13 protein-coding genes are annotated in these 15,992 nt (G+C 75.0%); 12 read left to right on the top strand and 1 reads right to left on the bottom strand.

The window, feature by feature from the left end:
• Nucleotides 1-24 precede the first annotated feature (24 nt).
• Nucleotides 25-1,554: an MFS transporter gene (locus tag ACIQ9P_RS19500; protein ID WP_402357153.1), complete on the top strand. Its 1,530-nt coding sequence runs from the start codon at nucleotides 25-27 to the stop codon at nucleotides 1,552-1,554.
• Here ACIQ9P_RS19500 and ACIQ9P_RS19495 read toward each other — a convergent pair.
• The gene (locus tag ACIQ9P_RS19495) at nucleotides 1,483-2,862 is read right to left on the bottom strand and encodes a hypothetical protein (protein WP_402357150.1); all 1,380 of its coding nucleotides are present in this window, start codon (nucleotides 2,860-2,862) and stop codon (nucleotides 1,483-1,485) included. The genes ACIQ9P_RS19500 and ACIQ9P_RS19495 overlap by 72 nt on opposite strands.
• A 182-nt stretch (nucleotides 2,863-3,044) precedes the next feature.
• Here ACIQ9P_RS19495 and ACIQ9P_RS19490 point away from each other — a divergent pair, with 182 nt between their 5' ends.
• From ACIQ9P_RS19490 to ACIQ9P_RS19440, 11 genes are all read left to right on the top strand, one after another.
• A complete protein-coding gene (locus tag ACIQ9P_RS19490; RefSeq protein WP_402357147.1) occupies nucleotides 3,045-3,836 on the top strand; it encodes a thioesterase II family protein in 792 nt (263 codons plus the stop codon).
• Nucleotides 3,837-3,902: 66 nt separating this feature from the next.
• Nucleotides 3,903-5,666, top strand: coding sequence for a fatty acyl-AMP ligase (locus ACIQ9P_RS19485; RefSeq protein WP_402357144.1), 1,764 nt, complete (start codon nucleotides 3,903-3,905; stop codon nucleotides 5,664-5,666).
• On the top strand, nucleotides 5,663-7,459 hold the full coding sequence (locus ACIQ9P_RS19480) for an acyl-CoA dehydrogenase family protein (RefSeq protein ID WP_402357141.1): 1,797 nt from the start codon (nucleotides 5,663-5,665) through the stop codon (nucleotides 7,457-7,459). Before ACIQ9P_RS19485 ends, ACIQ9P_RS19480 begins: the two co-directional genes overlap by 4 nt.
• Nucleotides 7,456-9,219, top strand: a complete 1,764-nt coding sequence (locus ACIQ9P_RS19475) for an acyl-CoA dehydrogenase (RefSeq protein ID WP_402357138.1) — start codon at nucleotides 7,456-7,458, stop codon at nucleotides 9,217-9,219. Before ACIQ9P_RS19480 ends, ACIQ9P_RS19475 begins: the two co-directional genes overlap by 4 nt.
• Nucleotides 9,220-9,250: 31 nt before the next feature.
• A complete protein-coding gene (locus ACIQ9P_RS19470) occupies nucleotides 9,251-10,036 on the top strand; it encodes an enoyl-CoA hydratase/isomerase family protein (protein ID WP_402357135.1) in 786 nt (261 codons plus the stop codon).
• A 56-nt stretch (nucleotides 10,037-10,092) separates the two neighbouring features.
• The gene (locus tag ACIQ9P_RS19465) at nucleotides 10,093-11,547 is read left to right on the top strand and encodes a condensation domain-containing protein (RefSeq protein ID WP_402357132.1); all 1,455 of its coding nucleotides are present in this window, start codon (nucleotides 10,093-10,095) and stop codon (nucleotides 11,545-11,547) included.
• A 73-nt stretch (nucleotides 11,548-11,620) separates the two neighbouring features.
• Entirely contained in the window at nucleotides 11,621-12,532 is a 912-nt protein-coding gene (locus ACIQ9P_RS19460; protein WP_402357991.1) for an alpha/beta fold hydrolase, read from the top strand.
• A 76-nt stretch (nucleotides 12,533-12,608) separates the two neighbouring features.
• A complete protein-coding gene (locus ACIQ9P_RS19455; protein WP_402357129.1) occupies nucleotides 12,609-12,878 on the top strand; it encodes an acyl carrier protein in 270 nt (89 codons plus the stop codon).
• Between the two features lie 32 nt (nucleotides 12,879-12,910).
• A complete protein-coding gene (locus ACIQ9P_RS19450) occupies nucleotides 12,911-14,002 on the top strand; it encodes a zinc-binding dehydrogenase (protein WP_402357126.1) in 1,092 nt (363 codons plus the stop codon).
• A 27-nt stretch (nucleotides 14,003-14,029) separates the two neighbouring features.
• Nucleotides 14,030-14,518 (top strand): YbaK/EbsC family protein, encoded by a 489-nt coding sequence (locus ACIQ9P_RS19445; protein WP_402357123.1) that lies wholly within the window; start codon nucleotides 14,030-14,032, stop codon nucleotides 14,516-14,518.
• Nucleotides 14,519-14,864: 346 nt separating this feature from the next.
• Nucleotides 14,865-15,839 (top strand): LuxR C-terminal-related transcriptional regulator, encoded by a 975-nt coding sequence (locus ACIQ9P_RS19440; RefSeq protein ID WP_402357120.1) that lies wholly within the window; start codon nucleotides 14,865-14,867, stop codon nucleotides 15,837-15,839.
• Nucleotides 15,840-15,992: the final 153 nt, after the last annotated feature.

The following is a 15,992-nucleotide window of genomic DNA, read 5'->3' as shown; positions in this document are numbered from 1 at the left end:
CGGGAAACGAGCGGGGGAACGGGAATGCGCAAGTGGGGACCGCTGGTCGCGGTCTGTCTCGGAGTGTTCATGCTGCTGACCGACGTCAGCATCGTGATCGTGGCTCTGCCGGACATCGGCGCCGGGCTGGACCTGGGCTTCGACGGCCTGCAGTGGGTGCTCGACGGCTACGCGCTGGCGCTGGCCGCGCTGCTGCTCGGCCTCGGCGCGCTGGCCGACCGGGTGGGCCGGCGGCGGGTGTACACGGTGGGCCTGGTGGTGTTCGCGCTCGCCTCGCTGGTCTGCGGGCTCGCCCCGGACGGCGCCACCCTGGTGGGGGCGCGGATCGTCCAGGCGGGCGGCGGCGCGGCGATGTTCGCGACCGCGATGGCACTGCTCAACCTGGCCTACCGGGGCCGCGACCGGGCGGTGGCCTTCGGTGTCTGGGGCTCCGTCAGCGGCGCGGCGGCGGCCGTCGGTCCGGTGGCCGGCGGACTGCTCACCGAGTACCTGGGCTGGCGGTCGGTCTTCCTGGTGAACCTGCCGCTCGCGGTCGCCGCCGTCGTCCTGGCCCGGCGGACGCTGCCGGAGTCCCGTGACCCCGCCGCCCGCCGGCTCGACCTGCCCGGCGCGGCCGCCTTCACGGTCGCCGCCGGGGCCGCCGTCCTGGGACTGATCCGCGGTGGCACGGACGGCTGGACCTCGGCCTCCGTCCTGGGCGCGGGCGCCGCGGCGGTGGTGGCGCTCGCCGTGTTCGTCCTGGTCGAACGGCGCAGCCCGCACCCGTTGCTGGAGCCGGCGCTGCTGCGCCGCCCGGCCTTCGCCGGGGTGCTGCTGTGCGGCGCGGTCTACTCGGCCGCCGCCTTCTCCGGCCTGCCGTACACCTCGCTCTGGCTGCAGTCGGTGCTCGGCCTCGGCCCGATGGCGACCGGGCTCGCCCTGCTGCCGATGAGCGTCGTCGCCTTCGCCGTCCCGGCGCTGGCGGGCCGTCGGCTGGCCGCGCTGCCGGTCGCGGTGCCGCTGGCCGGCGGCCTGACCGTGATCGGCCTGGGCACACTGCTGCAGGGCCTCCTGGACGGCTCCTCCGGCTGGGCCGCGCTGCTGCCCGGCCTCGCCCTGACCGGTCTCGGGATCGGCGCGGTCAGCCCGGTGCTGGCGTCCGCCGCGATGGCGGCCGTCCCGCCGGAGCGCGGCGGCATGGCCGGCGGCGCCCTCAACACCTTCCGGCAGCTCGGCCAGGCACTCGGCATCGCCGTCCTCGGTCTCGTCCTGCACCGGGGCCTGGGCGAGGCCCTGGCCGGTGGGCCCGCGGCGGGCCCGGACCCGGACGCGGCCGCCCGCGCGCTGGCGGCCGGACGGCCTCCGGCCGGGCTGCCCGGGGAGGTCCTCCGTCCGGCCTTCGCCACCGCGCTGGACCACACCCTGTTCACCGCCGGTCTCGCCGCGCTGGCGGGGGCCGTCCTGGTCGCGGTGCTGCTGCGGCGCCGGCCGGAGCGGGCGGGTTCACCGCACGACCAGCCGCCAGCGGACGTCGTGGCCCCAGGTCCGGACCGCCACCGGACGGCCGTGCGGTAGCTCCACCGGCTCGTGCCGCCGCCGACCGTACGTGCTGGTGACACCGAGCGGGTTCAGCCGCTCGTCCAGCACGGTCGCCTCCACGAGCCCTCCGCGCCGCCGCGTGGTCCGCACGGTCAGCCGCCCCGGCGGACCGGCCCAGCGGACCACGTCGGCGCCCCGGCCGACGAGTCGACGGTCGAAGGTGGGCAGCGCCGCGAGCGGGACCACCTCCAGCCGCCACCGGCCGCCGCTCTCCACCCGGACCTGCTCCGGTTCGTCCGGCTCCGACGGGCCGCCGACCGGCATGGCGCCGCCCCACTCCTGTGGGCCGCCGTACCCGGTCGCGATCCGCCAGGCCCCGGCCTCGACCTTGACGGACGACGCCGCGTCCGTGAGCGACCAGGCCCGCAGCACCGCCGGGGGCCCGGTGTAGGCCAGGACGTCGTGTCCGGTGCCGTCCACCCGGCCGACCAGCTCGCGGGCGTCCTCGACCGGCAGCAGTTCCAGCCGCCACCCACGCCGGGAACGGAGCACCTCGCCCCGGAACGGACCGAGCGCGCGCCGGGCCGGGTCGGCCCACACCAGCAGTCGCTGGACACCGTTCTCCGCCCTGGCGTGAACGAACTGCAGCGTCCGACCGGCGTGGTCCTCCAGCCCCAGCAGGACTCCGTCCACGGCCTCGACCTCCAGCAGGACCGAACCCTTCCCGTCGGGCCAGGCGAAGACCTCGCGGCGGTCCCCGACGCCGTACCGCACCGTCTCCGTCGACGGCGGCAGGTCCGCCGGGCGGCCGGTGAGGGACCAGCTCTCCCCCTGCTCGACCACCAGCACCTGCGGGCCCTCCAGCACCAGGGTCCAGTTCCGCGACCGGTCGTCGCGCCCGAAGTGCTCGTTGGTCGCCAGCACCTCCCGGTCGCCGTCCGCCGTGGGCCGGACGAGCCGGAACAGCTGGACGTCGCGCGCCGAGGAACGGTGCGTGACGTCCACGGCCGCGGTGCCGCCCGGGTGGACCAGCACCCGGGGACCCGTACCGGTGACCTCGCCGGTCAACTCGGCCGCCGCCGCCGGGTCGTGCAGCCGCAGCTGCCACCGCTTCACGCCGGCCGCGGTGATCCGGCGCAGCTCCCGCTGCCGCTCCGGGGGGACCAGCACGCTCCAGCCGCCCTTCCCCCGGTACAGCTCGGTGCCGTCCGCCCCGCCCGCGCGCACGGTGATCTCGGCCGGCCCGTCCGCCGTCACGGTCAGCACCACCGTCCGGGCCGGGCCCGGGTAGTCGACCTCCACCGTCTGCCCGCCCCGGGCGGTCCACTCCGTCCGTTCCCCCATCGCGACCTCCCTCGTCGACGGCAGTCTCGCCACCGGGGGGCGACGGGCACCACCCCGCGGACGTCACAACCCCGCGACACGACCCCGCGACACCGCCCCGGGGCCGGGCCGATATGGCGGGGATATAGGCGCGGACGGAACCGTGGTCAGGACGCCCGCTCCCTCGGTCCCGAAGGACGCCCATGACCGACTCCCCCGCCCGGTGGTTCCGCTCCTACCGGGCGACCGCCGCACCGAGCTGCCGCCTGGTGTGCTTCCCGCACGCCGGTGGCGCCCCGACCGCGTACCGGGACTGGGCCCGTTCGCTGCCCGCCGACATCGAGGTGCTGGCGGCCTGCTACCCGGGCCGCCAGGACCGGATCGGCGAGCCCTTCGCCGCCTCCGTGCACGCCATGGCCGACGGGATCGCCGGCGCCCTGCGGCAGCTGGCGGACGTGCCGCTGGCGCTGTTCGGGCACAGCATGGGATCGGTCGTCGCGCACGAGGTGGCGCTGCGGCTGGACGCCGAGTACGGGATCCAGCCGCTGCGGATCTTCGTCTCCGGCTCGGAGCCGCCGCACCTGCGGGTGCGGGAGACCCAGGCCGAGAGCGACGCCGACTTCCTCGACGAGCTGCGACGGCTCGGCCACTCCTCGCTCACCGCGATCGAGGACCCGATGCTGCTGGAGCTGGTGCTGCCCAGCATCCGGGCCGACTACCGGCTCTCCGCCGACTACCGGGCGGTGCCCGACGCGCCCCGGCACCGCGCGCCGGTGGTGGCGTACGCGGGTGCCGAGGACGAGGGCTGCCCCTCCGAGGTGCTGGCCGCCTGGGCGGAGTACACCGGTGGCGCCTTCGAGATGCGGATCCTGCCCGGCGACCACTTCTACCTCCAGGACCAGGAACGGCAGTTGCTCGCCCATGTGAACGGCCACCTCCAGTCGGACCTGCGGCTCCACCGCGTCCTGGGCGCGGCCCGCCGCCGCACCGCCTGACCCGCCGCACCGCCTGCCCCCTCCCCCCTGCCAGCTCCGCACCCGTACGAGAGGACGCCCACCCCGATGCCCGATGACCTGGTGAGCCGGCTGGTCCGGCACGGCCGCGAGATCCCCGACCGGGAGGCGGTCGTGTTCGTCCGGACCGCCGTCGGCGGGCTCGTCGAGGAGCCGCTGACCTACGGCGAACTGGACCGCCGGGCCCGGGCCGTGGCCCGCTGGCTGCGCGAACGCTGCGCCGTCGGGGACCGGGTGCTGCTGCTGTACGGCACCGGCCCGGAGTTCGTCACCGTGCTGGCCGGCTGCCTGTACGCCGGCGTGGTCGCCGTCCCCGCTCCGCAGCCGAGCACCCAGCGCGGCCACAGCTCGCGGTCGGACGGCATCGTGCGGGACGCGGACGTCCGGCTGGTGCTGACCGACGAGGCCAACCGGGAGACCGCCACCGGGTTCCTGACCCGCGCGGGCGCCGAGGACGTCCCCTGCGTCGCGACCGACCGGCTCGACCTGCCGGACGCCCCGCACTGGCGGGCCGAGCAGGTCCCCGCCGACGCCCTGGTGATCATCCAGTACACCTCCGGCTCGACCAGCGCGCCCAAGGGCGTGATGGTGACCCGCGGCGCGCTCGACCACAACCTCGGGCTGATGACCCGGGCCTTCGGCGTCGACCCGGACAGCCGCTCCTGCACCTGGCTGCCCCAGCACCACGACATGGGGCTGATCGGCATGCTGCTCACCCCGCTCTTCCACGGCGCGGTCTCGTACCAGCTCGCCCCGATGGACTTCCTGCGCCGCCCGCACCTGTGGCTGGAGCTGATCGGCGCCAAGCGGATCCGCACCGTGGTCGCCCCCAACTTCGCCTACGACCTCTGCGTCCGCCGGGTCACCGACGCCCAGCTGGCCGGGCTCGACTTCACCACCCTGGTGAGCGCGGGCAGCGGCGCCGAACCCGTGCACGCCGACACCCTGCGCCGCTTCGCCGAGCGCTTCGCCCCGGCCGGCTTCCGCCCGGACCACTTCAGCCCCTGCTACGGCATGGCCGAGACCACCCTGATCGTCTCCGGCACCCTGCCCGGCGAACCGCCGGTGCTGACCGCCGTCGACGCCGACGCCCTCGCCGCAGGGGAGCTGCGCCCCGGCGCGGGCCCGGCGCTGGTGAGCAGCGGCCGGGTGCACGACCTGGACGTGCGGATCGTCGACCCGCGGACCCGGGCCACCCTGCCCGAGGGCGGCGTCGGCGAGATCTGGGTGCGCGGCGGCAGCGTCGCGGCCGGCTACTGGCGCAACGAGGAGGCCACCGAGGAGACCTTCCGCGCCGTCACCGCCGAGGGCGAGCGCGGCTTCCTGCGCACCGGCGACACCGGCGCCCTGCACGACGGGCACCTCTACGTCACCGGGCGGATCAAGGAGGTGCTGATCGTCAACGGCCGCAACCTCTACCCGCACGACATCGAGCGCGAGGTGCTCGGTCTGCACCAGGGCTTCCAGGGGCTGAGCGGCAGCGTCTGCTCGGTGCCCGCGCCGCGCGAGGAGATCGTCGTGCTGCAGGAGGTCCGGCGGCCCGGTGCGGGCCAGGAGGAGTTGGCCGAACTGGCCCGGCAGGTGCGCGGCGAGCTGTCGGCGCGGCTCGGGGTGCGGGTGCCCAATCTGGTGCTGCTGCGGCCCGGCCAGGTCCGCAAGACGACCAGCGGGAAGGTGCAGCGCACGCTGATGCGCGAGCTGTTCGTCGCCGGGGAGCTGGAGCCGCTGTTCGAGGACCTCGACCCGGCCACCGTCGCCCGCTACCGCGCCGCCGCCCCCGCGGCCGCCACGACCGGGGCGGGAGCGGAATGACCCACGCCGACCCGGACCGCGCCGCGCGCGGCCGCAACGACCGACCGGCCCACCCCGCCTACCTGACCGCCGCCGACCTGGACCGCCGCCTGGGCGACCCGGAGGACGACGGCCGGCTGTTCTCCCACGCCCGCTGCGCGGCGCTGGACGAGCGCGAGGAGTTCCCGCTCGACATCTGCCGCGAGCTGGACGTGCTCGGTCTGCCCGCGCACTACGTGCCCACCGCGCACGGCGGCACCCTGGACAGCTACGAGCAGGTGCTGCAGCTGATGCGCGCGGTCGCCCGCCGCGACCTGACGGTGGCGATCGCGCACGGCAAGACCTTCCTCGGCGCGGTCTCGGTCTGGGTCGGCGGCAGCGCCGAGCAGGCCGGGGAGCTGGCCGCGGCGGTGCTGGGCGGCGCGGTCGTCTCCTGGGGGCTGACCGAGCGCGACCACGGCAGCGACCTGCTCGCGGGCGAGGTCCGGGCCGGGCGCACCACCGACGGCTACCTGGTCAACGGCGAGAAGTGGCTGATCAACAACGCCAACCGGGGCCATCTGATCTGTCTGCTGGCCCGCACCGCCGACGAGGGCGGGGCGCGCGACTTCAGCCTGCTGATGATCGACAAGCAGCGGCTCGGCCGGCCCGGGTACCGGCCGCTGCCCGCCGTGCGGCTGCACGGCATCCGGGGCGCCGACATCAGCGGAGCCGCCTTCACCGACGCCGAGGTCCCGGCCACCGCCCTGGTCGGCGCGGAGGGCTCGGGAACCGAGACCGTCCTCAAGAGCCTGCAGCTGACCCGGATCCTGTGCGCCTCGCTGTCGCTGGGCGCCGCCGACAACGCGCTCGACCTGGCCGCCGGATTCGCCCTGGAACGCGAGTCCTACGGCCGCCGGCTGGCCGAACTCCCGCAGACCCGGCGGATGCTCGCCGAGTCCTACGCGGACGTGCTGCTCGCCGAGGCCGTCACCCTGGTCTCCACCCGCAGCATCCACGCCCTCACCGGCGAGCTCGCGGTGGTCTCCGCCGTCACCAAGTACTTCGTCCCCACTCTGGTGGACGAGGCGATCACCCGGCTCGGCACCGTGCTCGGCGCCCGCTCGCTGCTCGCCGACGGCACCCACCGGCACGGTCGTTTCCAGAAGGTCCAGCGCGACCACCGGATCGTCGGCATCTTCGACGGCAACACACTGGTCAACCTGCACGCCCTGATCAACCAGCTCCCCTTGCTGGCACGCCAGTTGAAGCGTCGCACCGTGGACGCGGCGGGCCTGGCCGGGGCCGCCGACCTCGCCGCCCCGCTGCCCGGCTTCGACCGGGACCGGCTGTCGCTGCTGCCCCGGACCGGCTCCAGCCTGCTCCAGGCGCTGGCCGGCGGCGTCGAGGAGCTCACCGCGCTCGCGGCCGACGGCGCCGTGCCCGACTCGCTGGCCCGCCGGGCGCAGGCCGTCCGGGCCGCGGTCGACGGTCTCGCCGTCGAACTCGCCGCCCACCGCCCGACCCCGGTCGAGGTGCCCGCCGCGGCCTTCGCCCTGGCCGAGCGGTACGCCGCCGGCTACGCCGCCTCGGCCGCGATCCACCTGTGGCTGCGCAACCGCGCCGCGCCGGGGCCGGGCCCGGGAGCCGGGCTGTGGGCCGAGGGGCTCTGGCTGGAGGCCGCGCTGGCCCGGGTCCTGGGCCGGCTCGCCCCCGGCCGCCCCGACCCGCAGGACGACGTCCTGGACCGCCTGGTGCCGGTCCTGACCGAGCAGCTGCGCGCCGGCACCCTCCCGTCCCTGCTCCACTACCCCCTGGTGAAGGGCGCCGCATGACCCCCGCCGCGACCACCCCCACGACGACCACGACGACCACGACAGCCACCACGTCCACCCCCGCGCTCTACGCCGACCTGGACACCCCGGCCCCGCTGGAGGCCCTGTTCGGCGACCCGGACTACCGGGACAACCCGCTCGGCTTCGACGCCTTCCTCGCCGCCGACGAGCGCGGCGACCTGCTGCAGGCCGGCGAACGCGCCCTGGACGCCTACGGGCTGGGTGCCGAGTTCGTGCCGCGCCGGCTCGGCGGGCGGCTCGACCGGGCCGACCGGCTGGCCCGGGTGCTGCGCCCGCTGTTCCGCCGGGACGGCGCGCTCGCCCTCGGCCACGGCGCCAGCAACCTGGTCGGCTCGGTCAACGTCTGGTCCGAGGGCAGCGCCCAGCAGCAGGACTGGCTCGCCGGGGTCCTGCTCGGCAACGGCCGGATCGCCGCCGCCTACACCGATCTGAGCACCGGCAACGACGTGACCCGCACCGCCTTCCGGGCCGAGGTGCGCCGCGACGAACTCGTGCTGAACGGCCGCAAGGAGATCATCAACAACCTGGCCCGCGCCGAGGCGGTCACCGTGCTCGCCCGCACCAGCGAGGAGCCGGGCAGCCGAAGCCACTCGATGGTGCTGGTCGACATGGCCGCCGCACCGCGCGACCGGCTGCGCTTCCTGCCCCGCTACCGCACCTCCGGCGTGCGCTCGATGTACCTGGGCGGCCTGGAGTTCCGGGACTGCCCGCTGCCGGTCACCTCGATCGCCGGCGGCACCGGCGAGGCGATGGAGACCATCCTGCGCGCCTTCCAGATCACCCGGGCCGTGCTGCCCGCCGCCGCCCTCGGCGCGGTCGACCAGCAGCTGCGCACCGTCACCGACTTCGCGCTCGGCCGCCGGCTCTACCACCGGACGGTGGCCGACCTGCCGCACGCCCGCTCGGTCCTCACCGGGGCCTTCCTCGACCTGCTGGTGGCCGACTGCTTCACCACCACCGTCTGCCGCGCCCTGCACGTGCTGCCCGAGCGCACCAGCGTGTACGCGGCCTCGGTCAAGCACCTGGTGCCGACCCTCTACCGGGAGTCGGTCGACCGGCTCGCGGTGGTGCTCGGCGCCCGGTCGTTCCTGCGCGAGGGCCCGTACGGCAGCTTCCAGAAGCACGCCCGGGACCTTCCGGTGGCCTCGCTGGTGCACGCCGGCGGCACGGTCTGCCAGGCCACCGTCATCCCGCAGCTGCCCCGGCTGGCCCGGCAGAGCTGGCTGTCCGACGGCCCCGCCCCGGCCGCCCTGTTCCACCTGGCCGGGGAACTGCCCGAACTGGACCTCGGCCGGCTCGGGGTGACCGCCGGCCGGGAGGACCCGCTGCTCGGCACCCTGGTCGACGCCGCCGCCCGGCTGGCCACCGAGCCCGTGCTCGGCCCGCTCTGCGCCCAGCTGCTGGACGAGCTGCGCGAACTCCGGCGGTCCTGCCTGGAGCTGGCCCCGCGCGACCGGACGCCGCTGGCCGGCCCGGTGAGCTTCCGGCTCGCCGAACGGTACGGGGTGCTGCTGGCGGCCGCGAGCTGCCTGGGCGTCTGGCTGCACAACCCCGACCACCCCGGCACGTTCCTGCGCGGCACCGGCTGGCTCGCCGCCGCGCTGGCCCGGCTGACCACCCGGCTCGGCTGCCCGCCGGTGCCCGGCGCCGACGCCGCGCACGCCGAGGTGTTCGCCGAACTGATCGAACGCCACCAGGCCGGCCGGGGCTTCGACCTCGTCGGCCGGCAGCTCGCCTGAGCCCCGGCCCCGGCCCCGAGGAGGAGAGACAGTGGGCACGTTCCTGCGGATCGAACCCGACCCCGTCACGGACGGCGCGGTGGCGACCGTCCGGCTGCTGCGGCCCCGGATCAGCGGCACCGACCCCCGGGTCCCGGCCGAACTGATCGCGGCGGCGGAGCGGCTGGACGCCGACCCGGACGTCCGCGCGGTGGTCCTGTACGGCGGGCGGCGGGTCTTCGGCTCCGGCGCCGACGTCAAGGACCTCGCCGAACGGAGCCCGGCCGAGGTGGACGCCTACACCGGCCGGCTGCACACCGCGCTGGACGCGCTGGCCCGGATCGGCAAGCCGGTGATCGCCGCGATCACCGGGTACGCGCTCGGCGGCGGACTGGAGCTGGCGCTCTGCGCCGACCTGCGGGTGGCCGGCGAGGGCGCCGTGCTCGGGCTGCCGGAGATCGAGCTCGGCGTCATCCCCGGCACCGGCGGCACCCAGCGGCTGCCCCGGCTGATCGGCGCCGGACCGGCCAAGCGGCTGATCCTCACCGGCCGGCGGCTGACCGCCACCGAGGCGCTGCGGATCGGACTGGTCGACGAGACCGTGCCCGACCCCGAGGTGCACGAGGCCGCGCTGCGCACCGCCCGGCGGTTCGCGGCCGGTCCGACGGCGGCCCTGGCCGCCGCCAAACGGGCCGTGGACGAGGGCCTCGACCTGCCGCTCGCCGCCGGACTCGACCTCGAACGGCGGCGGTTCACCGCCCTGTTCGCCACCGAGGACCAGCGGATCGGCATGCGGGCCCAGCTCGACGGCACCGTGCCCGCCTTCCTCGGCCGCTGACCCCGGCCCCAGCCCCCCTCAATCCCGGCCCCAGACCCCCGGAACAGAAGACGACGATGACCGACCCCCAGCAACTCTCGCACGCCCAGCAGGCGTTGTGGTTCCTCTACCGGCTCGCTCCGGACGCCGCGGTGTACAACACCGGGTGTGCGCTGACCATCCGCTCAGCCGTCGACCTGCCGGCCCTGCGCGCCGCCGTCGAGGCGCTCGCCGAGCGGCACGACATGCTCCGCTCGGTGTTCCGCGAGACCGACGGGCAGGCCGTGCGGCTGGTCGGGGAGCGCCACCCGCTGGGCCTGGAGGTCCGCGAGCTGCCCGGCACCGACCCCGAGGGGCTCGCCGCGGCGGCCCGGGCCGCGCTGCGCGAGCCGTTCCGACTGGAACGCGACGGTGCCTTCCGCTTCGTCCTGCTGCGCCGGGGCGATGCGGACGCCGTGCTGCTGACGGCCGGGCACCACATCGGCACCGACGCCACCTCCAACTGGCTGATCGTCCGCGACCTGCTGCACGGCTACCGCCGGCTGGTCGGCGACGCGGCGGGCGGCCCCACCGCGGCGGAGACGCTCACGACGGCCGAGCCCGCGCCGCCGAAGGGCAGCTACGCCGACCACGTGGCCAAGGAACGCACGGTGCTGGACTCGCCGCGCGGGGCCCGGATGGAGCAGTACTGGCACCGGGCCTGCGCGGACGCCGCCCCCGCCGAGCTGCCCACCGACCGCCCCCGGCCGGCGAGTTCGAGCCGCACCGGCGCCACCCACCACCTCGACCTGGCGGACGGCCGGGTCGAGGCGCTGCGCGAACTCGCCCGCGGCAGCGGCGTCTCTCTGTTCTCGGTGCTGCTCGGGACCTTCCAGAGCCTGCTGCACCGCTACACCCGGCAGAACGGGTTCCTGATCGGCTGCCCGACCACGACCCGGACGAGCCCGGTGGTCCGCGAGGTGGTCGGCAACTTCGTCAACACCCTCGTCTTCCGCGGCGACTTCACCCCCGGCACGACCTTCCGCGAGGCCGCCGAGGCGGCCGACCGTCAGGTGAAGGCCGGGCTCGGTTCGGCCGCCTACCCGTTCGAGCTGCTGACCCGCACGGTCAACCGGCCGCGCACCGGCGCCGGCTCCTCGCTCTGCCGGATCACCTTCAACCTGGTCGGGACAGCCACCCCCGAGCCGCTGCTGCGGCTGCTGCTGGACGCCGACGGCGGCCGTCCGGCCGAGTTCGCCGGACTCACCGTCGCCCCGTTCGAACTCCCGCAGGCCGAGGGCCAGCTGGACCTCGCGGTGAGCGTGCGGCAGAGCGCCTCCTCGCTCGCGGTGGACTTCCGCTACGACGTGGACCTGTTCGACCCGGCCACCGTCGAGCGCTTCGCCGGGCACTTCCTGCGGGCGGTCGACGCGGCGCTGGCCGACCCCGACGCCCCGGTGGCCCGGCTGCGCCTGGTCGACGGTGCCGAACTGGCCGGGCTGATGGGCCTCGGCGCGGAACCCGCACCGCGACGGAGGGCCCGCCGTGGCTGAGCCCTCGGAACTCCCCGCCCTCCCCGAGCTGCCCGGGGTCACCCACCGGACACTGCGGGTGGCCGGGCGCTCCATGCACGTCGCGGAGGCCGGCGAAGGCCCGCTGGTCCTGCTGCTGCACGGCTTCCCCGAGCTCTGGTACTCCTGGCGCCACCAGCTGACCGGCCTGGCCGCGGCCGGGTTCCGGGCCGTCGCCCCCGATCTCCGCGGCTACGGCCGGACGGACTCCCCCGCCGGGGCGGACCAGTACACGATCCACCACCTGGTCGGCGACGTCGTCGCCCTGATCGGGGCGCTCGGCGAGCGCCGGGCGGTACTGGCCGGGCACGACTGGGGCTCGCAACTCGCCTGGCACACCGCGCTGATGCGCCCGGACCTGGTCCGGGGCGTGGCCGGGATGAGCATCCCCTACCGCCCCCGGGCCGGCCTGCCGCCGCTGCCGGCCGCGCGGCGCGCCATGGGCGAGCGCTTCTACATGCTGTACTTCCAGGAACCCGGCCCCGCCGAGGCCGAGTTGGGCCGGGACGTACCGGCCGGACTGGTCCGGCTGCTGGCCGGCACCTCCGGGGGCGCGCCGGCGTTCGACCCCGCCGTCCCCGCGGACGGCGGCTTCCTGGACCTGTTCCCGGCCGGCGCCCGGCGACCGGACTGGCTGACCGCGGACGACCTCGCCGTGTACGCGGGCGAGTTCGCCCGCACCGGCTTCACCGGCGGCCTCAACTGGTACCGCAACCTGCACCGCAACTGGGAACTCACCGCGCCGCTCAACCGGGCCCGGATCGCGCCGCCCGCGCTCTACCTGGCCGGGGACCACGACTTCGTCGTCCGGGACCTCGACCACTCCCGGCTCGCCGACGACCTCCGGCTGTGGGCGCCCGGACTGCGGGAGGCCCTGATCCTCCCCGGCTGCGGGCACTGGACCCAGCAGGAACGGCCGGACGAGGTCACGGCCGCACTCGCCGGGTTCGCCTCCGCGCTCGACTGACCACCCTTCCCCGCCCACCACACCGACACCACCTCGACCACCACCCCGACCGACCCTTCCGATGGAGATGTCCACCATGAGCACCACCGCGCCCGCCGCCGAACTGACCACCTGGCTGACCGACCGGGTCGCCTTCTACCTGGAGATCCCGGCCGAGCAGATCGCCCCGGACGTCAAGCTGGTCGAGTACGGCCTGGAGTCCGTCTACGCGCTGGCCCTGTGCGGCGACGTCGAGGACGAGTACGGGATCGAGGTCGAACCGACCCTGGCCTGGGACTACCCGACGGTCGAGGCCCTGGCCGGCCTGCTCCGGGAGCGCCTGGCCACCTCGGCGACCCCGGCCTGACCCGGACGCGACGGAAACAGGAGGCCGGTCACATGCGCGCAGCCGTCACCCGTGCGGGGAAGCTCGTCGTCGAGGAGGTCCCCGACCCGGTGCCCCGGGCCGGGCAGGTGCTGGTGCGCACCCTGGCCTGCGGGATCTGCGGTTCCGACCTGCACGCGCTCGACGACCCCGAGGCGTTCAACGACGTCGTCCGGCGTTCCGGCGGGACGGCGCACGACATCCGCGACGGGCTGGTGCTCGGGCACGAGTTCGCCGCGGAGATCGTCGACTACGGCCCCGGCACGGTCGGGGCGCTGCCGGTCGGCACCGTGGTCTGCGGACCGCCGATCGGCGCCGGGCCGCAGGGCACCGGGATCGTCGGTTACACGCCGGCCTACCCCGGCGGCTTCGGCGAGTACATGATCCTCTCCGAAGCCTTCACCCTGCCGGTGCCGAACGGGCTGGACCCGCGCACGGCCGCGCTCACCGAACCGTTCTCGGTGGCGGCGCGCGCGGTGCGGCGGGCCGAACTCGCGCCCGGGACGGTCACCATGGTGATCGGCCTGGGCCCGGTCGGGCTGGCCGTGGTGGCGGTGCTCAAGGCGCGCGGCCACGGCCCGGTGGTCGCGGTCGACTTCTCCCCCCGGCGCCGGGCGCTGGCCGCGCAACTGGGCGCGGACCTGCTGATCGACCCCGCCGCCGAGTCCCCGTACGACCGGTGGACCTCGCTCGGGGTGATCCCCGGCATGATGGACCGGATGGCCGCCGAGTACCGGGGCCTGCGCCCCACCGAGGCCGCCGTCTTCGAGTGTGTCGGCGCCCCCGGCATGCTCGCCCGGGTCGTGGAGGGCGCCCCGGCCGCCGCCAGGATCGTCCTGGTCGGCGTCTGCCTGCGCCCCGACCCCATCGACCCCGGGCTGCTCGCCAACAAGGAGCTGGATCTCAGGGGCTCCTTCGGCAGCAGCCCGGCCGAGTACCGGCAGACCCTGCGAGAGATCGCGGAGGGCCGGATCGACGCCGGCGCCGTCATCACCGGCGTCACCGGCCTGAACGGGCTGACCGGAGCCATCGCCGAACTCGGCGAGCCGGACCGCCACGCGAAGATCGTCGTGGATCCTTCGCTGGACCGTGCAGCCATTCGGTGAACGCGATCCGACACATCTGGAGGACCAGTGATCACTGAGCCGACCTATCGGCGACTGCTCGACCTGTTCGACCGCGACCAGGTGCCCTACCGATTGATGGACCATCCGCCGGAGGGCCGAACCGTCCACGCCAGCGAACTGCGGGGTCACAAGCTCTCCGCGGCCGCGAAATGCATGGTCGTCACCGTGACCAGAACCGGCGCGACACCCTCGCACCGGCACGTGCTCGCCGTCATTCCCGGTGACCGCCGGGTCAAGCTCAAGCAGGTGGCCCGGGCCTGCGGCGGCGGCCGGGCCCAGTTCGCCGACCAGGGCACCGCCGAGCAGCTCGGCGGGACGGTGAGCGGAACGATCACCCCCTTCTCGTTCCACACCGAGCTCGAAGTCCTCGCCGACCCGGCCCTCTTCGAGGAGCCCGAGCTCTACTTCAACGCGGCCAGGCTGGACCGCTCGGTCGCCATACCGGCCGCGGACTATCTGCGCGTCGCCGCCCCGCAGGTGGTCACCATCACCTGATCCGGCGGCGGATCCGGCCGGTCGGCGCGCCTTCACCCCAGGGGCGCCGACCGGCCAATTCTCATTAACCATTGCGACGGCACCCCCGTCCCCCGCTTTGCCGCGGCCGCGGATTACCAAGAGATAACCAAGAGATCCCGTTCCGCTTGACTACCCAGCGCCCGGTACCAGAGACTCAGAGCGAGGTCGGCAAGGTTTCAACCGGGGGATTGACACGCCGTGCGCACTCTTCGCGCAAGGCCATTTCATGCTGCCCGCGCGCATTCCCTGACGATCAACCCATTTTTCCACTCCGCGCGACATTTTGGACGACCAGGGAATGCTCAGATCGCTCGGCCTTGATGCGTTGACCGAAGCCGTGTACAAGGAAATGCTCAAGGCGCCGACGAGCGGCACCGCCGCCATCGCGCAGCGGCTCGGCCGACCCGAGACCGAGATCCGCTCCGCCATGGACGAACTGGCCCGGCTGCTGCTGGTCCGGCCGTCCTGGCAGGAGCCCGGGGCACTGCGGCCGGTGGAGCCCGAGGCCGGACTGCGGTCCCTGCTCGACCGCCGCGAGGCCGAGCTCCAGCGCCGGCTGGAGGAGGTCGAGTACGGCCGGCGCGAGCTGGCCCAGGTGGTCGCCGACTACGCGGACCTCACCAACACCCGGCAGCATCCGGACAGTGAGGTCCTCACCGGGATCGACGCCGTCCGGCTGCGGATCGAGTCGCTGGCATCCGGCTGCGTCGAGGAGGTCATGGGCTTCGTCCCCTCCGGGGCGATGTCCCCCGCGAACATCGAGGCGAGCCGCCCGCTGGACACCTCGGTCCTGTCCCGCGGCGTCCGGATGCGCTCGATCTACCTGGAGAGCATCAAGAACGACAACGACACCATGGCCTACGCCCGCCGGCTCACCGAGCAGGGCGCCCAGGTCAGGGTCGCGCCGACGCTGCCGCCCCGCATGGTGATCTACGACCGCGCGACCGCGATCGTCCCGGTCGACCCGGAGCAGAGCCGCAAGGGCGCCCTGGTGCTGCGCGGCCACGGCGTGGTCAGCGCGCTCTGCGAACTCTTCGAACGGGTCTGGCAGAGCTCGCAGCCGGCCGTCGACACGCCCGCCACCGCGGGACCGGGGCTGTCGCCGCGCTCCCAGGCGATCGTGGTCCTGCTCGCCAAGGGCTACACCGATGAGATGATCGCCCGCCGGCTGGACGTCTCGGTCCGCACCGTTCGCCGGGAAACCGCCGATCTGGCAGCCCAGTTGGGCGCCCGGACGAAGTTCCAGGCCGGAATGATGGCCCTGCTCCAGGGCTGGGTCGACCCGGGCCTCGTCGGCTGAAATCCCCCCGGTGGCCACACCCTGCCACGTCACGGTCCTGACGGCCGTCACACCTGCCCCCCGCCGAAATGTGCGCACAGAATCGCTGCTGGGCGGAAATCCGGCACACCGGTGCCGGATTCCCCCGCCCGTCGGCACATCGTCCACAAACAG

The organism is Kitasatospora sp. NPDC094019 (assembly GCF_044764505.1).
GTDB lineage: Bacteria > Actinomycetota > Actinomycetes > Streptomycetales > Streptomycetaceae > Kitasatospora.
Note: the sequence above shows the minus strand (reverse complement) of the source record. Positions and strands in the feature narration are given on the sequence as shown.

Bases quoted from the DNA above. Each gene is read 5' to 3' on its own strand.
- ACIQ9P_RS19500 (WP_402357153.1), top strand. From the start codon at position 25: ATGCGCAAGTGGGGACCGCTGGTCGCGGTCTGTCTCGGAGTGTTCATG.
- ACIQ9P_RS19495 (WP_402357150.1), bottom strand. From the start codon at position 2,862: ATGGGGGAACGGACGGAGTGGACCGCCCGGGGCGGGCAGACGGTGGAG.
- ACIQ9P_RS19490 (WP_402357147.1), top strand. From the start codon at position 3,045: ATGACCGACTCCCCCGCCCGGTGGTTCCGCTCCTACCGGGCGACCGCC.
- ACIQ9P_RS19485 (WP_402357144.1), top strand. From the start codon at position 3,903: ATGCCCGATGACCTGGTGAGCCGGCTGGTCCGGCACGGCCGCGAGATC.
- ACIQ9P_RS19480 (WP_402357141.1), top strand. From the start codon at position 5,663: ATGACCCACGCCGACCCGGACCGCGCCGCGCGCGGCCGCAACGACCGA.
- ACIQ9P_RS19475 (WP_402357138.1), top strand. From the start codon at position 7,456: ATGACCCCCGCCGCGACCACCCCCACGACGACCACGACGACCACGACA.
- ACIQ9P_RS19465 (WP_402357132.1), top strand. From the start codon at position 10,093: ATGACCGACCCCCAGCAACTCTCGCACGCCCAGCAGGCGTTGTGGTTC.
- ACIQ9P_RS19460 (WP_402357991.1), top strand. From the start codon at position 11,621: ATGCACGTCGCGGAGGCCGGCGAAGGCCCGCTGGTCCTGCTGCTGCAC.
- ACIQ9P_RS19455 (WP_402357129.1), top strand. From the start codon at position 12,609: ATGAGCACCACCGCGCCCGCCGCCGAACTGACCACCTGGCTGACCGAC.
- ACIQ9P_RS19450 (WP_402357126.1), top strand. From the start codon at position 12,911: ATGCGCGCAGCCGTCACCCGTGCGGGGAAGCTCGTCGTCGAGGAGGTC.